The sequence below is a fragment of the Caldanaerobacter sp. genome (assembly GCF_049701115.1).
In the GTDB taxonomy this organism is placed as follows: domain Bacteria; phylum Bacillota; class Thermoanaerobacteria; order Thermoanaerobacterales; family Thermoanaerobacteraceae; genus Thermoanaerobacter.
In genome coordinates this window covers 29,168-55,311 of sequence record NZ_JBNATX010000005.1, presented here as the reverse complement: position 1 = coordinate 55,311, position 26,144 = coordinate 29,168, and the positions used below count along the sequence as shown (strand labels likewise).

The 26,144-nt window shown below is 38.0% G+C and carries 27 protein-coding genes, 1 tRNA gene and 1 riboswitch; of the genes, 26 read left to right on the top strand and 2 right to left on the bottom strand.

Translation table 11 applies throughout. The features are described from left to right. Positions 1 to 9 precede the first annotated feature (9 nt). The 15 genes from ACPLVE_RS03355 to ACPLVE_RS03285 all read left to right on the top strand — a co-directional run bounded on the left by ACPLVE_RS03355 (position 10) and on the right by ACPLVE_RS03285 (position 13,563). On the top strand, positions 10 to 792 hold the full coding sequence (locus tag ACPLVE_RS03355) for an electron transfer flavoprotein subunit beta (protein WP_424609811.1): 783 nt from the start codon (positions 10 to 12) through the stop codon (positions 790 to 792). 13 nt (positions 793 to 805) lie between these two features. After that, positions 806 to 1,813 (top strand): electron transfer flavoprotein subunit alpha/FixB family protein, encoded by a 1,008-nt coding sequence (locus ACPLVE_RS03350; RefSeq protein WP_424609809.1) that lies wholly within the window; start codon positions 806 to 808, stop codon positions 1,811 to 1,813. Between the two features lie 124 nt (positions 1,814 to 1,937). Continuing rightward, positions 1,938 to 2,783, top strand: a complete 846-nt coding sequence (locus ACPLVE_RS03345) for a 3-hydroxybutyryl-CoA dehydrogenase (protein WP_424609808.1) — start codon at positions 1,938 to 1,940, stop codon at positions 2,781 to 2,783. Positions 2,784 to 2,804: 21 nt separating this feature from the next. After that, complete coding sequence (locus ACPLVE_RS03340) at positions 2,805 to 3,989, top strand: acetyl-CoA C-acetyltransferase (protein WP_424609806.1); 1,185 nt, start codon at positions 2,805 to 2,807, stop codon at positions 3,987 to 3,989. A 104-nt stretch (positions 3,990 to 4,093) separates the two neighbouring features. Further along, on the top strand, positions 4,094 to 4,552 hold the full coding sequence (locus ACPLVE_RS03335; RefSeq protein ID WP_424609804.1) for a hypothetical protein: 459 nt from the start codon (positions 4,094 to 4,096) through the stop codon (positions 4,550 to 4,552). Positions 4,553 to 4,572: 20 nt separating this feature from the next. After that, positions 4,573 to 5,283: a LytR/AlgR family response regulator transcription factor gene (locus tag ACPLVE_RS03330; RefSeq protein WP_424609802.1), complete on the top strand. Its 711-nt coding sequence runs from the start codon at positions 4,573 to 4,575 to the stop codon at positions 5,281 to 5,283. 16 nt (positions 5,284 to 5,299) lie between these two features. Then, entirely contained in the window at positions 5,300 to 6,169 is an 870-nt protein-coding gene (locus ACPLVE_RS03325; RefSeq protein ID WP_424609801.1) for a sensor histidine kinase, read from the top strand. Between the two features lie 25 nt (positions 6,170 to 6,194). Continuing rightward, the gene (locus tag ACPLVE_RS03320) at positions 6,195 to 6,728 is read left to right on the top strand and encodes an accessory gene regulator AgrB (RefSeq protein ID WP_424609799.1); all 534 of its coding nucleotides are present in this window, start codon (positions 6,195 to 6,197) and stop codon (positions 6,726 to 6,728) included. A gap of 253 nt (positions 6,729 to 6,981) precedes the next feature. Beyond that, positions 6,982 to 7,113, top strand: a complete 132-nt coding sequence (locus tag ACPLVE_RS03315; RefSeq protein WP_022588134.1) for a cyclic lactone autoinducer peptide — start codon at positions 6,982 to 6,984, stop codon at positions 7,111 to 7,113. 287 nt (positions 7,114 to 7,400) lie between these two features. After that, the gene (locus ACPLVE_RS03310) at positions 7,401 to 8,213 is read left to right on the top strand and encodes an Asp23/Gls24 family envelope stress response protein (protein WP_424609798.1); all 813 of its coding nucleotides are present in this window, start codon (positions 7,401 to 7,403) and stop codon (positions 8,211 to 8,213) included. A gap of 17 nt (positions 8,214 to 8,230) precedes the next feature. Next, on the top strand, positions 8,231 to 9,082 hold the full coding sequence (locus ACPLVE_RS03305) for a sulfide/dihydroorotate dehydrogenase-like FAD/NAD-binding protein (protein ID WP_424609796.1): 852 nt from the start codon (positions 8,231 to 8,233) through the stop codon (positions 9,080 to 9,082). Continuing rightward, on the top strand, positions 9,072 to 10,466 hold the full coding sequence (gene gltA / locus ACPLVE_RS03300; protein WP_424609794.1) for an NADPH-dependent glutamate synthase: 1,395 nt from the start codon (positions 9,072 to 9,074) through the stop codon (positions 10,464 to 10,466). Before ACPLVE_RS03305 ends, gltA begins: the two co-directional genes overlap by 11 nt. Before the next feature lie 142 nt (positions 10,467 to 10,608). Further along, positions 10,609 to 11,859 (top strand): Glu/Leu/Phe/Val family dehydrogenase, encoded by a 1,251-nt coding sequence (locus tag ACPLVE_RS03295; protein WP_424609793.1) that lies wholly within the window; start codon positions 10,609 to 10,611, stop codon positions 11,857 to 11,859. Between the two features lie 117 nt (positions 11,860 to 11,976). Further along, the gene (locus ACPLVE_RS03290) at positions 11,977 to 12,870 is read left to right on the top strand and encodes a DNA-3-methyladenine glycosylase family protein (protein WP_424609791.1); all 894 of its coding nucleotides are present in this window, start codon (positions 11,977 to 11,979) and stop codon (positions 12,868 to 12,870) included. Next, the gene (locus ACPLVE_RS03285) at positions 12,871 to 13,563 is read left to right on the top strand and encodes a DUF554 domain-containing protein (protein WP_424609790.1); all 693 of its coding nucleotides are present in this window, start codon (positions 12,871 to 12,873) and stop codon (positions 13,561 to 13,563) included. Positions 13,564 to 13,579: 16 nt separating this feature from the next. Here the strand turns inward: ACPLVE_RS03285 and ACPLVE_RS03280 are convergent, their stop codons facing one another. After that, a complete protein-coding gene (locus ACPLVE_RS03280) occupies positions 13,580 to 14,797 on the bottom strand; it encodes a S8 family peptidase (RefSeq protein WP_424609836.1) in 1,218 nt (405 codons plus the stop codon). A 329-nt stretch (positions 14,798 to 15,126) separates the two neighbouring features. On the opposite strand from ACPLVE_RS03280, the gene ACPLVE_RS03275 reads away from it, so the two are divergent. From ACPLVE_RS03275 to ACPLVE_RS03250, 6 genes are all read left to right on the top strand, one after another. Next, complete coding sequence (locus tag ACPLVE_RS03275; RefSeq protein WP_424609789.1) at positions 15,127 to 15,312, top strand: hypothetical protein; 186 nt, start codon at positions 15,127 to 15,129, stop codon at positions 15,310 to 15,312. Between the two features lie 60 nt (positions 15,313 to 15,372). Beyond that, positions 15,373 to 15,549 (top strand): hypothetical protein, encoded by a 177-nt coding sequence (locus ACPLVE_RS03270; RefSeq protein ID WP_424609787.1) that lies wholly within the window; start codon positions 15,373 to 15,375, stop codon positions 15,547 to 15,549. A gap of 214 nt (positions 15,550 to 15,763) precedes the next feature. Beyond that, entirely contained in the window at positions 15,764 to 16,750 is a 987-nt protein-coding gene (locus ACPLVE_RS03265) for a hypothetical protein (protein ID WP_424609785.1), read from the top strand. Between the two features lie 232 nt (positions 16,751 to 16,982). Beyond that, positions 16,983 to 17,267 carry a co-chaperone GroES gene (gene groES, locus ACPLVE_RS03260; RefSeq protein ID WP_424609783.1) on the top strand — a complete coding sequence of 95 codons (285 nt, stop codon included), beginning with the start codon at positions 16,983 to 16,985 and terminating at the stop codon, positions 17,265 to 17,267. 13 nt (positions 17,268 to 17,280) lie between these two features. Continuing rightward, positions 17,281 to 18,900: a chaperonin GroEL gene (gene groL, locus ACPLVE_RS03255; protein ID WP_424609781.1), complete on the top strand. Its 1,620-nt coding sequence runs from the start codon at positions 17,281 to 17,283 to the stop codon at positions 18,898 to 18,900. A gap of 84 nt (positions 18,901 to 18,984) precedes the next feature. Next, a tRNA-Arg gene (locus ACPLVE_RS03250) sits at positions 18,985 to 19,061 on the top strand. Between the two features lie 149 nt (positions 19,062 to 19,210). Here the strand turns inward: ACPLVE_RS03250 and ACPLVE_RS03245 are convergent. After that, positions 19,211 to 19,813 carry a GNAT family N-acetyltransferase gene (locus ACPLVE_RS03245; RefSeq protein WP_424609780.1) on the bottom strand — a complete coding sequence of 201 codons (603 nt, stop codon included), beginning with the start codon at positions 19,811 to 19,813 and terminating at the stop codon, positions 19,211 to 19,213. A 355-nt stretch (positions 19,814 to 20,168) separates the two neighbouring features. On the opposite strand from ACPLVE_RS03245, the gene guaB reads away from it, so the two are divergent. The 5 genes from guaB (at position 20,169) to purC (ending at position 26,140) form a co-directional block, all read left to right on the top strand. Then, positions 20,169 to 21,623, top strand: a complete 1,455-nt coding sequence (gene guaB / locus ACPLVE_RS03240; protein ID WP_424609834.1) for an IMP dehydrogenase — start codon at positions 20,169 to 20,171, stop codon at positions 21,621 to 21,623. Between the two features lie 15 nt (positions 21,624 to 21,638). Then, positions 21,639 to 23,177, top strand: coding sequence for a glutamine-hydrolyzing GMP synthase (gene guaA, locus ACPLVE_RS03235; RefSeq protein WP_424609778.1), 1,539 nt, complete (start codon positions 21,639 to 21,641; stop codon positions 23,175 to 23,177). A gap of 80 nt (positions 23,178 to 23,257) precedes the next feature. Beyond that, a riboswitch (purine riboswitch) is annotated at positions 23,258 to 23,359 on the top strand. Between the two features lie 153 nt (positions 23,360 to 23,512). After that, positions 23,513 to 24,847 carry an NCS2 family permease gene (locus tag ACPLVE_RS03230; protein ID WP_424609776.1) on the top strand — a complete coding sequence of 445 codons (1,335 nt, stop codon included), beginning with the start codon at positions 23,513 to 23,515 and terminating at the stop codon, positions 24,845 to 24,847. Between the two features lie 48 nt (positions 24,848 to 24,895). Beyond that, positions 24,896 to 25,363 carry a 5-(carboxyamino)imidazole ribonucleotide mutase gene (gene purE / locus ACPLVE_RS03225; RefSeq protein WP_424609775.1) on the top strand — a complete coding sequence of 156 codons (468 nt, stop codon included), beginning with the start codon at positions 24,896 to 24,898 and terminating at the stop codon, positions 25,361 to 25,363. A gap of 72 nt (positions 25,364 to 25,435) precedes the next feature. Continuing rightward, positions 25,436 to 26,140, top strand: a complete 705-nt coding sequence (gene purC, locus ACPLVE_RS03220) for a phosphoribosylaminoimidazolesuccinocarboxamide synthase (protein ID WP_424609773.1) — start codon at positions 25,436 to 25,438, stop codon at positions 26,138 to 26,140. The last annotated feature ends 4 nt before the right edge of the window (positions 26,141 to 26,144 follow it).

Here is a 26,144-nt window from a genome sequence, read left to right as displayed (position 1 = left end):
GGAACTATCATGAACATTATTGTTTGCATAAAACAGGTGCCTGACACAAATGAAGTGAAGATAGATCCTGTCACAAAGACTCTCATAAGAGAAGGAGTGCCAAGCATAATAAATCCGGAGGATAAAAATGCTTTAGAAGAAGCTATAAGAATTAGAGAAAGGTACGGAGGTAAGGTTACAGTCATCTCTATGGGGCCACAACAGGCAGAGGAGGCTTTAAGAGAAGCCCTTGCGATGGGAGCTGATGAGGCTTATCTTCTTTCTGATAAGGTATTTGCAGGTGCCGATACTTGTGCAACTGCCAAGACTTTGGCAGCGATGATTAAAAAACTGGAGTATGATTTAGTATTTTGTGGAAGACAGGCTATAGATGGAGACACAGCTCAAGTGGGACCACAGCTGGCTGAACAGCTTGGTATTCCTCAAGTGACATATGTTAAAGAGGTAAAAATTGAAGGAGATTCCGTTATTGTCAAAAGGACACTTGAAGATGGTTACGAAGTGGTAAAAGTTAGTATGCCTGTGCTTCTCACAGCAACTAAGGAACTTAATACCCCAAGGTACCCTTCAATAAAGGGAATATTTGAAGCTTATAGAGAAAAAGAAGTAAAAATTGTAACTGCTTCAGAATTGGGGATTGACCCTCAGGAAGTGGGGCTTAAGGGTTCACCGACCAGAGTTATAGCTACTACAACCCCCGAGACAGAGAGAGCAGGAGAGATTTTTACAGGTAATGTAAAAGAATGTGTACAAAACCTTGTCCAGAGATTAGTTGAAAAACATGTCATATGAGGAGGTTAGGAAAATGAATGAATACAAAGATATATGGATATTTGCTGAGCAAAGAGAACAGAAACTCATGAATGTTTCTTTAGAGATATTGGGAGAGGCTCGAAGACTTGCAGATAAAAAAGGTGTAAAGGCTTGTGCTGTTTTGGTAGGATATGAAATAAAAGGGCTGGCAGAGGAATTGATAAAATACGGTGCTGATGTAGTGTACGTCATAGACCATCCTCTTCTTAAAAACTACACCACGGATGCCTACACAAAAGTCATATGCGACCTTGCGAATAGCTTAAAGCCAGAGGTCATTTTATACGGCGCTACCTATATAGGAAGGGATTTGGCACCGAGAATTGCAGCGAGAATGAAAACAGGGCTTACGGCAGACTGTACAGCACTTGATATAGATGAAAATGGCCTTCTTTTACAGATAAGGCCTGCATTTGGCGGAAATTTAATCGCTACAATAATTTGTCCCGAAAGAAGACCCCAAATGGCAACAATAAGGCCTGGCGTTATGAAGAAAGCTTTGATGGATGAAGGACGCAGGGGAGAAGTAATTGAAATAAAACCAGTGATAGAAGAAAAAGATATAAGGACTGAGATTATCAGTATAATGAAAGAGGTAAGGCAAAAGGTAAATTTAGAAGAAGCAGATATTATTGTATCTGGAGGAAGGGGAGTAGGGGGACCGGAAGGATTTAAATTGATTGAAGAGCTGGCGGAAGTGCTGGGAGGGGTTGTAGGTGCTTCCCGCGCTGCGGTGGAGGCGGGGTGGATTTCTTCAGACCATCAGGTAGGGCAGACAGGGAAAACTGTAAGGCCCAAGCTTTACATAGCCTGTGGAATTAGCGGAGCTATACAGCATATTGCAGGAATGGGTGGTGCAAAGACCATAGTTGCCATAAATAAAAATCCCGATGCTCCCATCTTTAAGATAGCCGATTACGGCATAGTCGGAGATTTATTTAAGGTAATACCGGCCCTGATAGAAGAAATAAAAGAGGCTAAGGAAAAGGCGATGGCATAAAATTTGCATGTAATAAAGTAGTAGTGACCTATGTATGTTTATCAATGTATGTTTATCAAGAAGGGCGGCTGACCCGTTGGCAGCTGACCCTTTTACAATAAATTTCTGGGAGGGAAATTAAAAAATGCAAAAAATATTTGTAGTTGGTGCAGGAACGATGGGGTCAGGAATTGCACAGGTATTCGCAGAAAATGGTTTTGAAGTTATAATAAGAGATGTAGATGCCAAATTTGTGGAAAGAGGTTTGGGAGTTATTGAGAGTAACCTTAAAAGAAATGTAGAAAAAGGGAAAATTACAGAAGAAAAGAAAAACGAGGTGTTAAGTAGAATAAGAGGTACTGTTGATATTGACGAAGCTAAGGAAGCTGACTTTGTTATTGAAGCAGCTGTAGAAAATATAGAGATAAAAAAAGAAATTTTTAAAGAGCTTGATAACGTATGCAGAAAAGAGGTAATACTTGCTACAAACACTTCTTCTCTTTCAATAACAGAAATAGCAAGTGTGACTAAAAGGCCTGAAAAAGTGATAGGCATGCACTTTTTTAATCCTGTACCTGTGATGAAATTGGTAGAAGTAATAAGAGGGATGAAGACCTCTGATGAGACATTCAATACGGTAAAAGAACTGGCTCAAAAGCTTGGGAAAACCCCAGTTGAAGTCAATGAAGCCCCTGGTTTCGTGGTAAACAGGATTTTGATTCCCATGATAAACGAAGCTATAGGAGTTTTGGCAGATGGAGTAGCTTCTGCAGAGGATATTGATGAAGCCATGAAATTGGGGGCAAACCATCCTATAGGACCCCTTGCCCTTTCTGACCTCATAGGAAATGATGTGGTTCTTGCAATAATGGAAGTATTATATCAAGAATTTGGAGATCCTAAATACAGGCCTCATCCACTTTTAAAGAAAATGGTGAGAGCAGGGCTTTTAGGAAGAAAAACAGGGAAAGGATTTTTTGAATATAAATAAAAATTAAAAAGGGGGATTTATATGAAAGAAGCTGTAATCGTGAGTGCAGTGAGAACTGCAATAGGAAAGTTTGGAGGAAGCCTGGCTGGAATTCCAGTAGTAGACTTGGGAGCAATTGTCATAAAAGAGGCATTAAAAAGAGCAAAAGTAGCTCCAGAACAGGTAGATGAAGTATTCATGGGCATTATATTACAGGCAGGCTTAGGTCAAAATCCTGCGAGGCAGTCTGCTGTAAAAGCGGGAATTCCTGTGGAGGTGCCTGCTACAACGATAAACATGGTATGTGGTTCAGGACTTAGAACTGTGGCTATGGCAGCTCAAGCTGTTATGCTAGGGGATGCTGATATAGTTGTGGCAGGTGGAATGGAGAGCATGTCAAGGGCTCCTTACCTGTTAAGAGATGCCCGCTGGGGTTACAGGATGAACATGCCTTATGGAGAGCTTGTTGATGAGATGGTCTATGACGGGCTGTGGGATGTTTTCAATCAGTACCACATGGGCATAACAGCAGAAAACATTGCAGAAAGGTACAAAATTTCAAGGCAGGAACAGGATGAATTTGCGCTAAGAAGTCAAAACTTAGCTGAGGCTGCCATAAAAGCGGGAAAATTTGAAGAAGAGATTGTTCCTGTGCCCATTCCTCAGAAGAAAGGAGATCCAATTGAATTTAAGGTAGATGAGCATCCTAGATTTGGAACTACTATGGAGGACCTGGCGAAATTAAAACCTGCCTTCAAGCCGGATGGAACAGTCACAGCAGGAAATGCTTCTGGAATAAATGATGGAGCGGCTGCAGTAGTAGTTATGTCAAGAGATAAGGCAAAAGAGCTGGGCATAACTCCTCTTGCGACTATAAAATCTTATGCCTACGCTGGCGTTGATCCGGCTGTAATGGGTCTAGGTCCAATTTACTCAACAAGAAAAGCTCTTGACAAGGCAGGCTTGAAGATGGAGGACATTGACCTTATAGAAGCCAATGAAGCTTTTGCAGCTCAAGCAATAGCAGTAGCTAGAGAGCTTAACTTTGATATGGAGAAAGTGAATGTAAACGGAGGTGCAATAGCTCTAGGTCATCCGATTGGGGCAAGTGGAGCGAGAATTTTAGTGACTCTTCTTCACGAAATGAAAAGAAGAGGTTCCCATTTAGGTCTTGCTACACTTTGCATAGGCGGTGGCATGGGTATATCAATGATTGTGGAGATGTAAAATGGGCGCTCTTTTGAGCGCTTATTTTTTATTTTCATTGACATCTTCTTTAATAAAAATTACAATTATATTTGAAATTATGTAAATTAGAAAGGCGAAAGCGCATGGATAAATTGGCACTTTGGGAAGTTTTCGTATTTTCTGTTCCAGAGGCAGCGGTTATAATAAGCATAGCGCTGGGCTTAGCTGGAGTGAAATTTGACACGGTAAAAGTCACAGCCATGAGCTTAAGTTTAGGACTTATACTGTATTTTATAAGGCCACTGGTTACCAGTTACATAGTAAATGTAATAATTTATGTAATACTGCTGGTGACCTTATTTCTTCTGTTTAAAATAATGGATTTATTCAGAAGCATTATGAGTGTTACTTTGGCAGTTTCCATATACCTTATCATTGAATATCTCAATGTGAATGCAATGCAGTTTTTATTTGATCTAGATCCTACAGTTTTGTTACAAAATTATGCGCTTCGTTTTGCCTGCTTTTTACCACAGCTGGCAGTTGCAATTTTGTTTTCTATTCTCATCTGCAAATACAGACTTTTTCTCTTTGTTGAGTAAATGAAGTGGGGATGAAAGGTATGCTCAGAGTTGTCATCGCGGAGGATGATGAGATTTTCAGGAGGCAGTTAATAGAGTTTCTTAAAAAGATAGATGGGATAAGTGTTGAGTACTTTACTGATGATGGGAAAGAGGCACTAGAAGCTTTAAACAAGATTAAACCGGAAATAGCAATTTTGGACATCGAACTTTTCCGCATGTCAGGAATTGAGGTAGCGAAAAAAGTAAGAGAGACTATGCCTTTTTTGGAGATAATCTTTATTACTTCTTTTGAAGAGTACATAAAAGAAGCAGTAAAGCTTTACGCATCTGATTATATTGAAAAGCCGTTAAAAGAAGAGAGATTAAGAGAAACTATTGAAAGGATAAAGAAAAGGTTTTTAAATATTGAAAATTACCTTCCAGTGCCTGTGAAGGACAATATGAGGCTTATAAATCCCAGAGAGGTTTATTTTGTTCAGGCTAAAAAGAAAAGAAGCGTAATTTACACAGGGGAAGAAAAAATTGAATGTGATTATTCTTTAAAAGAACTGGAAGAAATATTGCCAGGGGATATGTTTTTTAGGACCAATCGCTCTTATCTGGTCAATATTTTAAAAGTAGAGGCTTTGAGGGGAAAAAACAGGACTTCTTTTGAAATTACTTTTAAAGGTTGTGCTTTTAAAGCCTATCTTTCAAAGGATTTATATCAGGAATTTAGGAAAAGGGTGAAAGAGATTTATAGAAATTAAATGGCGGGGAATGTAGATGTTTAAGAATATTTATAAAAGCGCGATGCTGATTTATGTAATTCAAATGGTCTTGATAGTGATTTTGATAAATAATAATTTCATGAGGAGTCTAGATATTTTTCAGCCTAAGAGTCAGGAACTTTTTAGGCTGACAATAGGAATTTTGATATTCGTGCTGAACCTTTTTTCTATTTTTGTTCTCAGAGAGCTTTACAGGCGTTTTAAAGAAGAGAGACAATACTTAATAAACAGTTTAAAATTTAGATACATAGAAGAGCAGAATAGAATATACAGAAAAAATCATCATGACATTAAAAATCACTTGATGGTGATTTCAGCGCTTTTAAAAGAAAAAAAATACGAGGAAGTGGAAGAGTATCTATCTTCCTACCTTGATGAAATTGACAAAAATGTGTTTAATATAAATACCGGTGTAAGTGAAATTGATATTCTGCTCTATTCTAAACTCAGCAATGCGAAAAGTAAAGGAGTAGATGTTAAGTTTAAATGTACAGCAGAAATCAAATGTAGTCAAAGGCATGTTTTAAATTTGGTGTCAATACTGGGGAATTTGCTGGACAATGCGATAGAGGCTTGTGAAGAGATGAAGCACGATAAGTATATTGAAGTAGAGATTAAGGAAGATCCAATAGACTATATTTTCAGGGTTAAAAATAAGTACGATTTTGAACAAAAAATACCTGCAGGGACTTTTTTTGAGGAGGGATTTTCTACAAAAGGAGAAGAGGGAAGAGGAGAGGGGCTTTACATTGTAAAAAATATTACAGATAAATACAATGGCACTATAAATCTTAATACGGATGAGGGATATTTTGATATAACTGTAGAAATCCCTAAATTTTCTCTGGAGGGTGATTGCAATTAGTATTGAAAAGCTATCCCAAAGAATAGTGCAGAAGGTTTTCAAGGGACAGAATTTGTCGGAAATCGAGCTTGCGAAGATAGAATACGGTTTAAGTTTAGTTTTAGGGGTTTTAATTGAATTTATATTAATTTTCTTTGTGGGATTTTTGTTGGGTGTTGGATATTATGTGGCAGTTATAATGATATCTTCCCTCTTTTTGCGAATAGGGACAGGAGGAGCTCATTGTTCTACATATCGCAGGTGTGTAACTTTTACAGGCATTTATTTTTTGCCCTTTAGTTTTGTGGCAAAATTTGTTGATACCCATAATTTACCTTTGTTGGAGCTCGTAATAGGTATAGCATTAATATTTGTGGTTTTGGGGATAATGTTATTGATGAAAAAAATTAAGTTTTTTATGGGAATACTAGTTATAGAGGCTATTGTATTTGTTTTATTTTCTGAGCGAGCCTTTTTTGCGTCTTCTATAGGCTTATTTTTGCAATCCGTGATGACTACTGCTTTTGGAGAGAGATTGGTAAATTTGGCTGACAGTTTAATGGCTAAAATTGGTATATAAATTTTTTTAAAATTTTTATGGATTTTTATGTAATTTGATACATATCAATCAATTAAATACAAAAAAATCAAGGCAATAAATTGAACTTATGTAAGGATATACACTCAAAAAAGTAAATATAAGTAAATATCTGGATAAAATTAGGCGAAAAATGCATTTTCGTTCCCGAAAATGACACTTTCGTTCCGAAATTAACACAAAAAAGTTTATCTATTGTATAATTAAAAGTGAAACGCACTTGGAGGTGAAATGTATGAAAAGATTTCAACCTCTGACAGCAATAGCTACAGTACTCGCTTTCATAGGAAGTCTGGGACTTGTTGCTCCTGCTTGCATTGGATGGTTTTATAAACCTCAAGTTCCAGAAATTTTAAGAAGAAAATAATATTTCTTAAATTTTTCACCCTTCCCTCGTGGATTTCAACATTTCTCCTGAGTTTTTACATAAAGTTAACTTAATTTAGTGCCATATATTGGCACTTTTATTTTTTGGCATGGTATTTGCATGATGAAGGGAAGGGCTGGTATTGACTTTGATTTCAAAGAGGAGATATAATAAACACTGTGGGGATAGGTAAGGGGGGTATGAGAAAGTCATTGTTGAAAAATTTGTGAAACTACGTATAATTGTATTATAAAAGGCATTTCAAATTTTACGGGGGGTTTTTGTAATTGAAAGTTTATTCTTTGGTAGGTGAAAGTGGAACAGGGAAAAGTCATCATGCTTCTTTTATTGCAGGAAAATACGGGATAAGATTCATAATTGACGATGGGCTTTTGATAAAGGGAAATAGCATTGTAGCGGGAATTTCCGCCAAAAAAGAGGCTACAAAGATTGGTGCTATAAAAAGGGCTTTGTTTACAGATCCAAAGCATGCAGAGGAAGTGAAAAAGGCAATTGCAGAATTAAAACCCGATAAGATTTTAATAATAGGGACATCCGACAGAATGGTAGATGCAATTGCTGAAAAACTGTCACTTCCGCCTGTCAGCGTAAGAATGTATATTGAAGATATACTATCTCCAAAACAAATAGAAATTGCTCGTGAAAAGAGACTTTTAGAGGGGAAACATGTTATCCCTGTTCCTACTTTTGAAGTAAAAAAGCAGTTTTCAGGATATCTTCTTGACCCTCTCAGGATTTTCAGGAAAAGGAGAAGTGGATATTACGAAAAGACCATAGTGCGCCCGAATTACAGCTATTTTGGGAAATATTCAGTTTCGGAAGGGGTTATAAATTCTATTGTTTCTCATGAACTTCTTTTATTTGAAGAAGTTTATAAAGTTAACAGGGTAATAACGGAAAAGAGAGAAGAAGGAATAATTTTAAACGTTGAAGTTACTATGAGATACGGTTTTAATCTTGTAGCACCGTTGAAGCAGGCTATAAAGAATATTAAAAGGCAAGTAGAGCATATGACAGCTTTAAATGTCCTTGGGGTAAATATACATGTAAAAAACCTGTACGTCAATAAAAATAAATGAGGAAAAGGGTGTTGAAGATGTACAGAATTGTGAGAAAGGAAGTATTAAATCCTGTTGTTAAGCTCATGGATATTGAGGCGCCTAGAGTTGCGAAAAGTGCAAAGCCCGGGCAGTTTGTGATTTTAAGAGTTTATGAGAAAGGGGAAAGAATTCCTCTTACCATTGCAGATTATGATTCTGAAAAAGGCACGGTGACCATTGTATTTCAGGAAGTTGGTAAAACTACCAAGCTTTTGGGTACGTTGGAGGAAGGAGATTATATAGCCGATTTTGTAGGTCCTTTGGGGAATACAATGGAGGTTCCGAAAAATGCAAAGAAGATTTTGGGGGTTGGAGGAGGCGTTGGAATACCTGCTCTTTACCCGAAGTTAAAAATGCTTCATCAAGAAGGATATAAAGTAGAAGCGATTTTAGGCGGAAGAAGCGAAGAGTATGTGATTTTTAGAAAAGAAATGGAGGCTGTTTGTGATAAAGTCCATTATGCTACTGATGATGGGACTCTTGGCAAAAAAGGTTTTGTAACAGATGTTTTAAAGGATGTTCTGGAAAACGATAAGGAAGTGGATTTTGTCATTACGGTAGGTCCTGTGATAATGATGAAAAATGTCTGCAAGATGACTAAAGAATACAATATACCTACTATAGTGAGTATGAACCCTCTGATGGTAGATGGAACTGGAATGTGTGGGGCCTGCAGAATTGAAGTAGGAGGAGAAACTAAATTTGTCTGCATGGATGGTCCAATTTTTGATGGTCATCTTGTAAATTTTGATTTAGCTATGACAAGATTGAATATGTTTAAAAAACAGGAAAAGATTTCATTAGAGCTATATGAGAAGGAACATGGAGGTGGTCACCATGGCCGTTAAGGATAGAGTACCCATGAGGGAGCAAGATCCGAAGGAGAGAATAAAGAATTTTGATGAGGTGGCTTTGGGCTATAGCGAGGAAGAGGCGGTATTGGAAGCTTCTCGTTGCATACAATGTCCTAAGCCTACTTGTGTGGCCGGGTGCCCCGTCCATGTGAGGATTCCTGAGTTTATAAAAGCTATAACTCAAAGGAAGTTTGAGGAAGCTTATAGGATAATAACTAGCACAAATAGTCTTCCTGCAGTTTGTGGGAGAGTTTGTCCACAGGAAGAACAGTGTGAAAAGAACTGCATCTTAAATAAAATAGGTAAGCCCATTGCCATCGGGAGACTGGAGAGGTTTGTGGCTGATTATGCATTGGAAAAAGGAATTGAAGAAGATGTAAAAGTAGAAAAAAAGAATAAAAAGGTTGCTATAATAGGGAGCGGTCCTGCAGGATTGACTTGTGCTGGAGACCTTTTGAAAATGGGATATGATGTTACTATCTTCGAAGCCTTGCACGCTTTGGGTGGGGTTTTGACCTATGGTATTCCTGAATTCAGATTGCCAAAAAGAATTGTGGAAGCCGAGATAGAAAGGTTAAAGAAACTGGGAGCAAAGGTAGAGACAAACGTAGTGGTAGGAAAGACAGTTACAATAGACGAACTCATGGAAGAAGAGGGATTTGAAGCAGTTTTCATCGGTACAGGAGCCGGTCTCCCAAGGTTTATGGGAATTCCTGGAGAAAACTTAAATGGGGTCTATTCTGCTAATGAGTTTTTAACGAGAATAAATCTTATGAAAGCTTACAAATTTCCTGAGTACGATACTCCCATAGCCGTAGGGAAGAGAGTAGCAGTTATAGGTGGAGGAAATGTTGCAATGGATGCTGCTCGTTCTGCTTTAAGGCTTGAAGGAGTAGAAGAAGTAATAGTTGTTTATAGGCGTTCAAAAGAAGAAATGCCGGCGAGAGCCGAAGAGATAGAACACGCTATTGAGGAAGGAATAAAGTTTGAGTTTTTAGCAAATCCAATACGCATAAACGGAACGGAAGATGGCTGGGTAAAGAGTATGGAAGTGATAAGAATGAAATTAGGAGAGCCCGATAGTTCGGGCAGAAGAAGACCTATAGAGATACCTGGTTCAGAATTTACTATAGAAGTAGATACAGTAATAATGGCTTTAGGTACTAGTCCTAATAGACTTATACCTTCTACTACGAAGGATATTCAGGTTCAAAAATGGGGTGGAATAATAACAGACGAAGAAGGTAGAACCTCCAGACCAGGTGTATTTGCAGGAGGAGATGCTGTAACAGGGGCTGCTACTGTGATTTTAGCTATGGGAGCAGGCAAAAAAGCCGCAAAAGCTATAGATGAATATTTAAGGAGCAAAGGAGAATAAGGGTAAAAATTGCGCCTTAAAAATGGGCGCGATTTTTTTATTAAAAAAATTAGAAAGCTTACAATAAAAAGACTTTAATGTGAAAAAGAATTGTGATAAAATTCATATTAAAATTTAATCTTGCACTTTAGGGGGTATAAATATGCAGGAAAAGACATTGAATCCTTTCGAAATTGCAAAAAGTCAAATTAAAATGGCCTGTGACAAGTTAGGTGCCGACCCATTAGTTTATGAGATTTTAAGTAGACCTCATAAGGTGGTAGAAGTTTCAATACCTGTTAAAATGGACGACGGTAGTGTAAGAGTATTTACAGGCTATAGAGCGCAGCACAATAACGCTATAGGTCCTACAAAAGGAGGTATAAGATTTCATCCTAATGTAACTGCTGACGAGGTAAAAGCTCTGGCTACTTGGATGACTTTTAAGTGTGCTGTAGTTGGGATACCTTATGGAGGGGCTAAGGGAGGAGTTGCAGTAAATCCTAAAGAGCTTTCAAAGGAAGAATTAGAAAGATTGTCAAGGGGCTTTATAGATGCTATATATGAAGAAATAGGTCCTAATAAAGACATCCCCGCTCCGGATGTAAATACAAATAGCCAGATAATGGCATGGATGCTGGATGAGTATAATAAAATATCCAGAGTAGATAGCCCTGCCGTAATAACTGGTAAACCTTTGAGTGTAGGAGGATCCAGAGGAAGGGTAGCTGCTACTGGTTTTGGAGTTGCTGTCACAGTGAGAGAGTTAGCCAAAAAGATTGGTATAGACCTAAAAAGGGCAAAAGTAGCGGTTCAAGGTTTTGGAAATGTAGGAAGCTATACTGCGTTAATTTTGCAGGAGTACGGAGCTAAGGTAGTTGCCGTTTCGAATAGTAGGATTTGCATTTACGATAAAGAGGGGATAGATGTTGCGAAATTGATGGAGTATAAAGAAAGGACAGGCAATATAAAGGGGTTTGAGGGGACAGAAGAACTTCCTAAAGATGAAATATTTTCATTAGATGTAGACATCCTTGTTCCTGCTGCTCTTGAGAATGTAATCACTACGAAAAATGCTAAGGATATAAAAGCTAAGATTGTCGCTGAAGGGGCAAATGGACCTACAACACCAGAGGCAGAAAAGATTCTAGAGGAAAGGGGAACAGTAATAATTCCTGATATTCTTGCTAATGCAGGGGGAGTTACGGTTTCCTATTTTGAATGGGTGCAGAATCTTTACGGTTTATACTGGACAGAAGAAGAAATTTTGAAAAGAGAGGAGCAGATGATGGTAGAAGCTTTCAATAGTGTTTACAATTTGAGTAAAGAATATAATGTAAATTTAAGAACGGCAGCCTATATGCTATCTGTAAAGCGGGTCGCAGATGCTATGAAAGCAAAAGGATGGTATTGAACAAAAAAAGCCGATTTTCGGCTTTTTTTTGTTCAAAAAAAATTATATAATAATAAATAACAGCAGGGCGAAATATGATAGGTAGTGAGTAAATATAAACTCATGTGGGTGAGGAGAATGAGATATAGTGTGGAAGAAAAGGGGACAAAGGTAATTGTAAGGGGGATTGCAGATTTTAACCTTAAGGAAACTTTTGAGAGTGGCCAGTGCTTCAGATGGAATGAAGAGGAAGATGGAAGCTATACAGGAGTCGCTTATGACAGGGTAATAAATGTGAGATTAGAAGGAGATACTCTGGTTATTGACAATACTAATCTAACTGACTTTTACGATATATGGTTTGACTATTTTGATTTAGGAAGAGATTACGGTAAGATAAAAGAAAGTCTTTCTAAGGACCCTATTCTTAAAGAAGCAATAAAATTTGGTGAGGGAATCAGGATATTGCGACAGGACACCTGGGAAACCCTGGTTTCTTTTATAGTTTCCCAGAATAACAGAATCCCTCAAATAAAGAAAGTAGTAGAAAATCTGGCATCTACCTTTGGAAATCCAATAGAATACAAGGGCAAGATCTACTACACTTTTCCTAAGCCTGAGGAGCTTGTGATGTACGATGTAGAAACTATAGCAAAGACAAAATGTGGTTTTAGGGCAAAATATATTTTTGATGCTGCTTCAAAGGTATTCTCTGGTGAAATTAATCTTTTGAAACTTCATGAATACACTACCAGCGAGATAAGGGATATATTGATGACTATAAACGGTGTTGGGCCAAAAGTGGCCGATTGTGTGATTCTTTACTCGATTGGAAGATATGATATATTCCCTACAGATGTCTGGATAAAGAGGATAATGGAACATTTGTATTTAAAGAGGGAAGGAAGTCCTGTAGAAATTCAATTATTTGCAATTGATAAATTTGGGGAGTTATCCGGATTTGCTCAACAGTATTTATTCTACTATGGGAGAGAGATGGGAAAGAAAATATTTGGGGAAAGGAAGGAATAAATGCTAGGAACGATTGTAAATTCGATTGCTATAATTGTTGGAGGTACTATTGGAACCCTTCTTAAGGTAGGAATTCCAGAAAGATTTAAAAATATAGTAATGCAGGGCGTAGCTTTGAGTGTAGCTATCATAGGAATTTCTAGCGGACTTCAATTTAACAATTTAATGGTGGTTATTATAAGCCTTGTGATAGGGGGAGTAATAGGAGAGGCTATTGATATAGATGGTTATCTGAATAGATTAGGAAAGGGACTTGAAAAAAGATTTAGCAAAAATGGGGCTTCTACCATAAGCAAGGGGTTTGTCACCGCAAGCCTTATATACTGTGTGGGAGCAATGGCTATAGTCGGCTCGTTAAAGGAAGGATTATCTGGGGACCATAGCATACTTTTTGCCAAATCCATGTTAGACGGTATATCTTCCATAATTTTTGCTTCTACTTTTGGGATTGGAGTAGTTTTTTCAGCTTTCTCTGTATTTTTATACCAGGGTTCTATAACGATTGGAGCATCTTTTTTACAGGGAGTTTTAGTAAAATCCGTAATCGATGATATGACCTCAATAGGAGGAGTTCTAATATTTGCCATTGCTCTAAACATGTTGGAGATTAAAAATATAAAGGTTGGGAATTTGTTACCTTCCATTTTTATACCAATTTTTTATCAATTCATATTGAATTTTATTAAGCTGTGAGGAGGGGGTTCCCTCCTCACACTTTTTTTAAAGCCTCTTCTACATTTACCATTCCGCTTCCCTGTGTCCAGAGGCCTGCCTCATTAATTTTAACAGCAGTCTTTTTTAAAATATTTTTTATTTCGATGTTTGTAAGACGAGGATTTTTTTCTAACAGAAGAGCTGCAGCTCCGGCTACCATGGGAGTAGCCATTGAAGTACCTGTGGCACTTCTGTAAGGTTTGTTTATCATTATCTCGTCGGCGCCGAAAGGTACATTGCCGGAAGCTGTAGATACTATTTTTACTCCCGGTGCTACTACATCTGGCTTGTAAAGGTAAGGTCCTCCTCTTCCTGAGAAGTTTGCTATTTCATCGTCTTCTATATTCGGTGTTCTTTTGTCATCTACAGCTCCCACTGTTATTACATTTCTGCTTGTTCCAGGAGAAGTAATAGAATTGTAATTAGGGCCTGAATTACCTGCGGCTACCACCACTACTATTCCATTTTTCCACAAATTATCTACTCCTCTTACCAATGGGTCTAAAAAAGTTGGAAGAGCCGGAGTCTCTCCTATTGAAAGAGAGACGATCCTTATATTATATCTGTCTTTATTGTCTAAAACCCATTGCATACCTGCCAAAATATCAGAGGAGCTTCCTCTTCCGTAAGAGTCTAGTACTTTAACCGCTACTATATTTGCTTCAGGAGCGACACCTTTGTATTTTCCGTTAGAAGCATAGCCATTTCCAGCTGCATCTCCTGCTACATGCGTGCCATGGCCGTTGTCGTCATAAGGTTGTTTTTTTCCATTTACTACATCGTAAAAGGCCAATATGCGATTTTTGGGTTTTGTGAAATCTGGATGGGGATATATACCGGTGTCTAAGAATGCTATGGTTACTCCTTTTCCAGTATATCCTAGGTCATTTGCATTTCTTGAAGTTATCTCCTGGGTGGCTATATGAAGCTGTAATTTTACAACGGAATCTTCTGCTATAAAATGGATTCCTTTCAAAGAAGCTAAATGCTTGAGTTTATTGCAGGGGAGATTTACTGACCAGCCTTTTACTATGGGAAGTTCAAATTTTACACTTCCCCCTAATTTTTCTATTCTAGATCTTAATACCTCATAGGAGAGGTTTGAGTAGAGAATTATTGGGACAGTTTCACTTCTTAGGTAAGAAGCCTTGTTTAGAAGTCTTTTATCTATTTTCTTAATATAAGATGCTTCTTTAATGATTTTTGGGACCATGATAAAAGGGATGATATTCACAGCATGAACCTCCTTTCTGCTAATAACACAATATGAGTCTTGTGAAAATTTGATAGTGATTTTTTTAAAAAGTGTCACCTTAGAATGTTTCTTCATATTATGTAGTAGGTCTTGAAAAGACCTTAAACTTAAAAGCAGAACTTGAAAGGAGGAAAATTCATGCCAGTAGATAAAAGCGGAGCAGGATTCGGTTGGTGGTTCTGGATTATAATAATAATTCTCTTGATATTCCTCTTTGTACCAGGAATCATTGTAGAAGAGCCTAAAGCATGAAATTTAGGATAAATTCGAATTGAAGGGGGATTTGTATGGCTGGAACAAGCACGGTTTTTGGCGAAACTAATTTGCTCTTCTTCTTCTTGATATTAGTCTTAGCATTAGGTGGTGGATGGCTCAATGTAACATGGTCATTAGAGACATTGCTGCTTTTCTTCATACTGTTAGTCATAATAATGGATGGAGGATGGGGTTGGTTTTTTAACGAGGTAAAATAAACTGAAGGGCTCTACCCTTCTGGTAGAGCCCCTTACTTAAACCGAACGGAGTGAATTTGAATGAATATATCAGGAGATACTTTGTTGTTTTTCTTTGTCATTCTCACAGTCATTTTAGATGTAAAATTTGAAATAGATAGCCTTCTTTTCTTCTTTGTACTTCTTGTAGTTTTGCAACAGGAGAAACCGAGGAAAAAAGTCAAAAAGTTTCTGTGGTCTTTAGCTGGATTGTCATGAGGAAGGGAGGGAAATAAATGCCGGAAGAAAAAGGTGTAGGATTTGTGGCAGGTTGGTTCTGGATTTTTATAATAATTCTCCTAATCTTCCTCTTTATACCAGGTATAATCGTCTTGGATAAAAATTAGAAGGAAAGGGGTAAGTCTATGATAATATAGACTTGCCCCATTACATATATTTTAATGTAGCAATTAAGATATAGGGGGAATCTACATTGCAAAGGGAAGTCCTGCTTAAAATAATTGCGATAGAACTTCTTATACTGGCTTTTGTAAAATACCAGCTTTTAGAGACAGATGAAGAGCAAAAAGACTTAGAGGAAAAAAAAGAGCTTAAAAAAGAAGAGGATGTTGAAGAGAAAAAAACAGACATTTATGAGATAATAACTAAGGGAAAGGAGTTTATGAAAAGCGTAAAGCCTTATCTTAATAAAAAAGAACAGTACTATGTTGAGATGTTTACAAAAATGGCAGAGATAGTAGAACTCCAGAAAGAGCTTTTTTCTTTATCGGAAAAAGACATAGAGACAGAAGAAGAAAAAGAACCCGACAAGATTGGAATTTTAAATGCCATCAAACCCTACATATCTGAAGATAAACAAGAAATAGTTGATAAGTTTTTGAAATTTCATGAGGCTTTAAAGAATTTGCAAGAAAAAATAGATAAGTTCTCAAAAGAAGGCAAGAAAACCAACCCCTTTGACAGAATAGTAGAAATATATGAGGCTATAAGGCCGCTCATTCCTCAAGAGAAACTGGAGGAAACAGACAAATTAGCAAGGAATATAAAACTTTTGGAAGTTATCAATAAAGCTGAGGGTATTATGAACAATATGAAGGAGATAAAAGGGCAGACAAGAGATGAAAAAAACCATGTAGAAGAAGAGAATCAAAAAGGGAAAAGGACGAAGGAAGAAAGTGAAGTTAAGACTTTGCAGGAAGAAAAAATTACTCATATGTCCGATGCAAAAATAGAAGAGAAAGTGGAAGAAAAAGTAGAAGAAAAAGTAGAAGAAAATGATAATCCGGAAGAAAAGATTCTGGAGGGACTTTCAAAGGAACAGCAGGCTGTCATAGATAATTTAAAATCCATGCTCACAAAAGAACAGCAACAGTATATGTACAATATGATAAATTACTTAAAGCATTATAAATCAGAAGAAGTAGGGAATAATAAAAAAGAAGGTCAATCAGGGGAGTGATCATTCCCTGTATTTTTTTATTAAAAGATACAAAAGAAAGAAATAAAGCCTAAAATGATAAATAACGGCATAAACACGAAATAACGCGGGGAAAACCCTAAATAATCGTCCGAAACAGTCAAAAATGAGCTGTATTCGAGTTTGATATGTTTTACCACTTAAATTAATATAGAGATTGGAATTAGCACTCATAAAGTTTGAGTGCTAATAATGGAAGGAGGGATAGAGAGATATGAGACTAAAGCCACTCGGGGACAGAGTAGTAGTAAAAGTCCTGCAGTCTGAAGAGGTAACAAAAGGCGGAGTTATTTTACCTGGCACAGCTAAGGAAAAGCCACAACAGGGAGAAGTTGTTGCAGTAGGACCAGGTCAATACATAGATGGCAAAAGAGTTGAGCCAGAAGTTAAGGTGGGAGATAGAGTGATTTTCTCCAAGTATGCTGGGACGGAAGTCAAATTAGATGGAGAAGAGTATTTGCTTTTAAGAGAAAGCGATATTCTAGCAATAATCGAATAAGGAGGTAGTGAAAATGGCAAAGCAGATCAAATACGGTGAGGAAGCGCGTAAAGCTCTGGAAAGAGGAGTTAATGCTGTTGCTAACACTGTAAAAGTAACTTTAGGTCCAAGAGGAAGGAATGTAGTTCTTGATAAGAAGTACGGGACTCCCACTGTTACTAATGACGGTGTTACAATTGCAAGAGAAATTGAATTAGAGGATCCTTTTGAGAATCAAGGAGCACAACTTCTGAAAGAAGCTGCTACAAAAACTAACGATGTAGCAGGAGATGGTACAACCACAGCTACATTATTGGCTCAGGTCATGGTACTAGAAGGACTCAAAAACCTTGCAGCTGGCGCTAACCCGATGCTTTTAAGAAGAGGTATGACGAAGGCTGTGGAAGCCGCAGTCGAAGGTTTGAGAAGGATTTCTAAGCCTATCGATAACAAAGAATCAATTGCTCATGTAGCTGCCATTTCAGCCGCCGATGAAGAGATTGGACAGCTTATTGCAGAGGCAATGGAGAAAGTTGGGAAAGATGGAGTAATTACTGTAGAAGAGTCAAAGACCATTGGTACAACCCTTGAAGTCGTGGAAGGTATGCAGTTTGATAGGGGTTACATTTCACCTTACATGGTAACCGACGCAGAAAAGATGGAGGCTATTCTTGAAGAGCCTGTAATACTCATAACGGACAAGAAGCTTTCAAATGTTCAGGATTTACTCCCACTTCTGGAGCAGATAGTACAGCATGGTAAGAAACTTCTCATAATAGCTGACGATGTAGAAGGAGAGGCTTTAGCAACCTTGGTTGTTAACAAATTAAGAGGTACTTTCTCCTGCGTAGCCGTAAAAGCACCTGGATTTGGCGACAGGAGAAAAGAAATGCTCCAGGATATTGCTATTTTAACAGGTGGGCAAGTAATTTCTGAAGAATTGGGTTATGACCTAAAAGATGTTACATTAGATATGTTAGGACGTGCAAGACAAGTTAAAGTCACAAAAGAATATACTACAATTGTAGGTGGAGCAGGCAATCCAGAAGACATCAAGAAGAGAATTAATCAGATAAAGGCTCAAATAGAAGAGACTACTTCAGATTATGACAGAGAGAAATTACAAGAAAGACTTGCAAAACTCGCTGGTGGCGTGGCAGTGATTCAGGTGGGTGCTGCAACAGAAACAGAACTCAAAGAGAAAAAGCACAGAATAGAGGACGCACTTGCAGCTACGAAGGCAGCAGTAGAAGAGGGTATAGTTCCTGGTGGCGGAGTAGCACTTCTTAATGTTATGGAAGATGTACAGAAAGTAGTTGATTCATTAGAAGGAGACTTCAAGACAGGTGCTATGATAGTATTAAAAGCTTTGGAAGCACCCGTAAGACAGATAGCTGAAAATGCAGGAGTAGATGGTTCAATAGTTGTAGAAAAAATTAAAGCCGCTAAAGACCCGAACTTTGGATATGATGCTTATAGAGAAGAATTTACAGACATGATCAAAAGAGGTATTATAGACCCGACAAAGGTTACGAGAACTGCTTTGCAGAATGCTGCTTCAATTGCCTCAATGATCCTAACAACAGAGGCTATAGTAGTGGACATACCAGAAAAAGAAAAGAATATTCCGGGCGCAGGTATGGACATGATGTAAAGGCTGAGGCTTCCTCAGCCTTTTTAATTTTTCTGCCCTTGACAGATTCTATATTGTCTGATAAAATGAATCTGTGAAAACCGTGCGCCCGTAGCTCAGAAGGATAGAGCAGCAGTTTCCTAAACTGCGTGCCGGAGGTTCGAGTCCTCTCGGGCGCACCATTTTAAAACTTGTATATTAAAAATAACAACATAAAAAATAAGGATTCTAACAGCAAAAGTTAGAGTCCTTATTTTTATTGCAAAGCTAAAAATCAGTAATAACCTTGTGATAATAATCACCTGTGATAAGGAAGAAGAAGTGAGAGAATTCACAACTCTTTTTGCATTTTGAAGAATTGAAAGTTTTTATCCCTACTTTTAAAAAGAGGTGATCTCTCTATTATCTTATAACCTAATTTTTCATACAATTTAATCGCCTTTTCATTCTCTATCTCTACATCCAACACTATCCTTTTGCACTTTAGTTTTCTTGCCTCTTGCTCTATTTCCTCTAACAGTTTACTTCCTAATCCAAGACCTCTAAACTCAGAATATATTGCAATATTGCTCAGGTAGTATTCTTCTTTTGTGATTTTCCCTAATATACTCTCAGCTTTAAATAAATAAGGAAGTTTTCTGAGAAAGTCCCTTTTTAAATATTTAGCAAGAAGTATACCAGTATTTAGTTCTTCTTCTATCTTTTGTTCAAAACTATATCCTAAAACCATTCCTGCTATTTTGTTATCTATTTCAACAAAGATTGAATGCTCAAAACTGAAAAAATTTTTAGGTTGTTTAAATAAATTTTCCATTAGCTCTTTTACTTTAGGTCCAAAAAGATAAGGGAAGAAAGAAGGAGCGGAAAGGGAAATAAGTTCAGAAAAATCTTTGGCATATTCGAGTTTTCCTCTTTTTATAAGGATATTGTTCATTTTTTACCCTCCACATGTTCTCAAAGCTTTTTGGATTATACCATAATTTTATCATATCTTTTAGTCTACAAAAGCAATTGTCATTTTTGCGTAAAATTTGGTATTCATACTGCAAGATACTGTAGGATTTCAGCAGATAATGAAGCAGAAAATGTGATTGGAATTAAAAAAGCCCCTATCGAGTACTCCTGTCATTATTGACGAAAAAATTTAAATTTGATATATTGAAAAGTAAAATTGTCGGAATTGGTGAGAAAATAAGTTATAAGGCCACAATTTTTTTAGAGCTTCTAATTATTTGGCAAAGACTTTAAATATGAGGTATGCTATAATAAAATGCAAAGGAGATGGAATAATGGAAGAGAAGTTTGTAATGGAGGGACTGACCTTTGACGACGTCCTTCTGCTTCCAGCAAAATCTGATGTTTTGCCAAAAGATGTAGATTTAAAAACGAAGCTTACAAAAAAGATCAAGTTGAATATTCCATTGATGAGCGCTGGGATGGACACAGTGACAGAAGCGCGTCTGGCTATAGCTATAGCCAGAGAAGGGGGAATAGGAGTAATACATAAAAACATGTCCATTGAAAGACAAGCAATGGAAGTGGACAAGGTCAAAAGGTCAGAGCACGGCGTAATCACAGACCCTTTTTATCTTTCTCCTGACCACACTATAAAAGATGCGGCCGAACTGATGGCCCGTTATAAAATTTCTGGAGTTCCTATCACAGTAGATTCCAAACTGGTCGGTATCATAACAAACAGAGACATAAGATTTGAAGATGATCTTAACAAACCCATAAGAGAAGTTATGACTAAAGAGAATCTGGTAACAGCACCTCCCGGGACCACACTGGAAGAGGCAAAGCAAATTCTCAAAAAACACAAGATAGAAAAACTACCTTTAGTTGACGAAAATAACGTGTTAAAGGGGCTAATAACTATAAAAGATATAGAAAAAGCTGCAGAATTTCCAAATGCTGCAAAAGATGAAAAAGGCAGGCTTCTTGTAGCAGCTGCAGTTGGGGTCGGAAAAGACATGATGGATAGGGTAAAAGCGCTAATTGAAGCGGGTGTGGATGCTATAGTAGTAGATACAGCTCATGGACATTCAGTAAGGGTTTTGGAAGCCGTCGCTAAAATAAAGGAGAAGTATCCTGATGTGCAGCTTATAGCGGGAAATGTTGCTACTGCAGAAGCTACAAGAGATTTAATTGAAAGAGGAGCGGACGCAGTAAAGGTTGGTATTGGACCCGGTTCAATTTGCACCACGAGGGTAGTAGCTGGTGTAGGAGTTCCGCAGATTACTGCTATCTATGAATGTGCTAAAGAGGCGGATAAATACGGGGTTCCTGTTATTGCAGACGGCGGTATAAAGTATTCAGGGGATATTGTAAAAGCTATCGCGGCAGGAGCTTCTGTTGTTATGATAGGGAGTTTGTTTGCTGGTACCGAAGAAAGTCCAGGAGAAATAGAGATATATCAGGGGAGAAGCTACAAGGTATATCGTGGTATGGGTTCATTAGGTGCCATGAAAGAAGGAAGTTCGGACAGGTATTTCCAGGAAGAGACAGGGAAATTGGTGCCGGAGGGGGTAGAAGGAAGAGTACCTTATAGGGGACCGCTTAAAGATACGGTTTACCAGCTGGTTGGGGGATTAAGAGCAGGGATGGGGTACTGTGGCGTAAGAAATATTGAAGAATTAAGGACAAAGACTAAATTTGTAAGGATAACACAGGCAGGATTAATTGAAAGCCATCCACATGATATAATTATTACGAAAGAAGCGCCCAATTATAATTTAAGGTAAGAGGAGGATACTTTGATGGGGATTAAGCGTGAAACCATCTTGATTTTGGACTTTGGAGGCCAATATACCCAGCTTATTGCAAGAAGGATAAGGGAGGCTAATGTGTATTGTGAAATTGTACCCTATGACATTCCTCCGGAGGAAGTAAAGAAAATAGATCCCAAGGGGATTGTGCTTTCAGGAGGGCCGTCAAGCGTATATGTAAAGAATGCTCCCAAGTGTGATAAAGAGATATTTGAGCTTGGATATCCTGTTTTGGGCATATGCTATGGTGCGCAGCTTATGACCGAACTTTTAGGCGGTAGGGTTGCACCAGCTCCTGTGAGGGAGTACGGAAAGACGGAGGTCGTGATAAACAATACAATTCCCCTTTTTAAAGGTATAGAGAGAGATACTATCGTATGGATGAGCCACACAGATCAGATTGAACTTCCTCCTCCAGGTTTTAAGGTTGTAGCTTCTACCGACAACTGTCCGATTGCGGCGATTGCCAATGTAGAAAAAAAACTATATGGTGTTCAGTTTCATCCAGAAGTTTCTCATACCCACAGGGGCACAGAAATAATACGGAATTTCCTTTTTGAGGTTTGCGACTGTTCTGCCGATTGGACGATGGAATCTTTAATAGAGCAGACGGTAAAAGAAGTACGAGCTAGAGTAGGTAATCATAAAGCTGTTTGTGCCCTTTCTGGAGGAGTAGATTCGGCTGTTGCTGCTGTTCTTGTGGATAGAGCCATACATGACCAGCTTGTATGCATATTTGTAGATACAGGGCTTCTTAGAGCTAATGAAGGGGATATGGTTATTGAAACTTTTAGAAAAAATTACGACATGAACATAATACGGGTAGATGCAAAGGATAAATTTTTATCAAGGCTTAAAGGAGTCACTGACCCGGAGGAAAAAAGGAAGATAATTGGAAATGTTTTCATAGAGGTCTTTAAAGAGGAAGCTTTGAAAATCGGCGATGTAAAATTTTTAGTGCAGGGGACATTGTATCCAGATGTAATTGAAAGTGGTCATGGGATTTCATCCACTATAAAAAGCCATCACAATGTGGGAGGACTTCCCGAAAACATTGGATTCGAGCTCATTGAACCTCTAAGAATGTTGTTTAAGGATGAAGTAAGGCAGGTAGGAAAAGAACTGGGGATTCCAGACGAGATACTTTATAGACAGCCTTTCCCGGGACCAGGATTGGCGGTTAGGATTGTAGGAGAGGTTACGGAAGAGAAACTGGAAATTTTAAGGCTCGCTGACAGCATAGTTCAACGGGAGATGAAAAGGTTTGGATGGTATAATAAAGTATGGCAATCTTTTGCTATTTTGCCTGGTATAAAGAGTGTGGGGGTAATGGGGGACGAGAGAACCTACGGGTATGCGATTATACTGAGGGTTGTAGATAGCGTGGATGGTATGACAGCAGATTGGACAAAGCTTCCCTATGAAGTTTTAGAAAGCATATCTACAAGCATTACAAATGAAGTGCCTGGTGTCAACAGGGTACTTTACGATATAACATCAAAACCACCGGCTACGATAGAGTGGGAATAATACGAACGTTAAAATTTAAATTTTATAAAAAATTCGGATTTACTCTTGACTTTTTGTTTGCAGTTTGATAAGATGTAACTAGAAAACTTAATATATGCGCTCATATAATCCCAAGGATATGGCTTGGGAGTCTCTACCGAACAACCGTAAATTGTTCGACTATGAGTGAAAGTGTACCTAGGGTTCCAGCCCTTAAAGGGTGCTTGGTCCGAGCGGTACAGGTATGTGGATTTTCCACATACCACACCTAAGGGATAAAAGCCCGGGAGGATAGGTTTCACTCTATTCTTGCCGGGCTTTAATTTTTCCAAAAATCTACAAAAGGAGGACACTAAATGAAAAACAATCATCCAAAAACAAACGGTCTAATTGAAAGGATATTTAGATTGCAGGAAAGAAGTACAGATGTCAAGACAGAAATTTTAGCAGGTGCTACTACTTTCATTACTTTAGCTTATATAATTTTTGTAAATCCGCAAATTTTAAGCGAAGCGGGAATTCCGAAAGAGGCGGCAATAGCTGCTACTATATGGTCTTCTGCGATTGCTACTACTCTTATGGCACTTCTTGCAAATTATCCTATCGCAGTGGCTCCCGGTATGGGTTTAAATGCTTTCTTTACTTATACAGTGGTTAAACAGTTTGGACTTCACTGGACCGTGGCGTTAGGAGCAGTGTTTTTTTCAGGAGTGGTCTTTTTAATTCTTACTGTCACCAGAATAAGAAGCTGGATAATAGAAGCTGTACCTTCTTCATTGAGGGCAGCCATTCCTGTGGGGATAGGACTTTTCATAGCTTTTATAGGACTTATAAACGCGGGAATAGTTGTAAAATCTGATGCTACACTTGTAGCTTTTGGGCATATTTTAAAGCCAGAGACTTTACTTTCTATTTTTGGACTCATACTGGCAGCCGTTTTGATATCAAGAGGTGTTAGAGGCGCTTTAATAATATCAATTTTAACTACTACAGTAGTAGCCATGATATTTGGCGTTTCACCCCTTCCTAAAAGTTTAAGTGATGTAATAAGCTTTAGTATACCAAGCCTTGCTCCTACATTTGGGAAACTCGACATCATAGGAGCGTTCCATTATGGACTTTTAAACATAATCTTTACTTTTACAATAGTTGAGCTTTTTGACAATATGGGTACCCTGATGGGGCTCCTTAAAAAAGCAGGATTGCTTGAAGAAAAAGGAGAACCTCCTGCTTTGGGAAGAGCTTTTATTTCTGATTCCATTGGGACGATGATTTCTCCAATTTTGGGTACATGTACTGTAACCTCATATATTGAAAGCGCTGCGGGAATTGCAGAAGGAGGAAAAACGGGATTGACAGGTATTACAGTAGCGGTATTTTTCCTGTTAGCCCTTTTCATAGCTCCACTGGTAGGATTGGTTCCAGCATTTGCTACTGCTCCTGCTCTGGTAATAGTGGGAGCTTTGATGATGACGGAAATAGTACACATAAACTTTGATGACTTTACAGAAGCCTTTCCTGCTTTTATCACTATAGTGGGGATGCCCCTTACTTATAGTATAGCGACGGGTTTGGGATTGGGATTTATTTCTTATACGCTGGTTAAACTATTATCAGGGCGGTATAAAGAAATCCACTGGATGATGTATGTGATCGCTTTTGCTTTTGCCATAAACTTTATTTTAAGATGAGAGGGGGGTATCCCCTCTTATTCATCAATTTCAGAGGAGGAGTAAAAAATGCCAAAGGTGGCAGTGGTGGTAGGGAGTAAGTCGGACCTTCCAATTATTAAAAGATGCATAGATATTTTAGAAGAGTTTGAGATTTCTTATGAACTAAAGGTCCTTTCTGCACATCGAACGCCTTTTGAGACGCAGGAATTTGCGGTAGAGGCAGAAAAGTATTATGACCTTATAATAGCAGCAGCGGGAAAAGCTGCTCATCTACCAGGGGTGATTGCGTCTTATACGTTGCTTCCTGTAATTGGTCTGCCAATAAAATCTTCTACTCTTGATGGGCTTGACTCCCTTCTTTCCATAGTTCAAATGCCTAAAGGTATTCCCGTTGCTACGGTTGCCATAGATGGTGCTGAAAATGCCGCTCTTTTAGCATGTCACATCCTTTCTTTAAAATACCCTTATCTTAGAGAAAGACTTGCAGAGTATAGAGAAAGAATGGCTCAGGAAGTATTAAATAGTCAAGAGTAATTTGCCAGTGAAAATTGCCTTGGGAAAGAAAAAGAAGGTAGGATGTCAAATAATTAACGAGGAGGAAGTGAAATGGAGAAAAGAGAGATGGTTTATGAAGGGAAGGCAAAGAGGTTGTACAAAACAGATGAGCAAGGGGTGTACATAATAGAGTACAAAGATGAAGCTACAGCTTTTGATGGCAAAAAAAGAGGAATAATAGAAGGGAAAGGGATGGTAAACAATAAAGTTTCAGCGATACTGTTTGAATTTCTAGAAAAGAACGGAATTGAAACTCACTATATAAAAAGGCTTGGAGATAGAGAAATGCTTGTTAAAATGGTGGATATATTTCCTATTGAAGTAATCATCAGAAATTATGCAGCAGGGAGCATTTGCAAGAGATTAGGGCTTACAGAGGGGATCAAATTTAAAAAGCCTGTGCTTGAATTTTGCTATAAAAGTGATGAATTAGGAGATCCAATGATAAATGAATATCACATTGCTGCTTTAGAGCTGGCTACAGAGCAAGAAGTTTCGAAAATAAAGGAAATGGCATTTACGATAAACGACCTGTTGTCAGAGTATTTTTTGAAAAGAGATATAATACTCGTGGATTTTAAACTGGAGTTTGGGAAAAAAGAAGGAAAAATCTTATTGGCAGATGAAATCTCGCCTGATACCTGCAGGTTGTGGGATAAGGATACCATGAAAAAACTTGATAAAGACAGGTTTAGAAGGGATTTGGGTCAAGTAGAAGAGGCGTATTTCGAAATCTTAAAAAGACTTGAAAAGTAAGAGG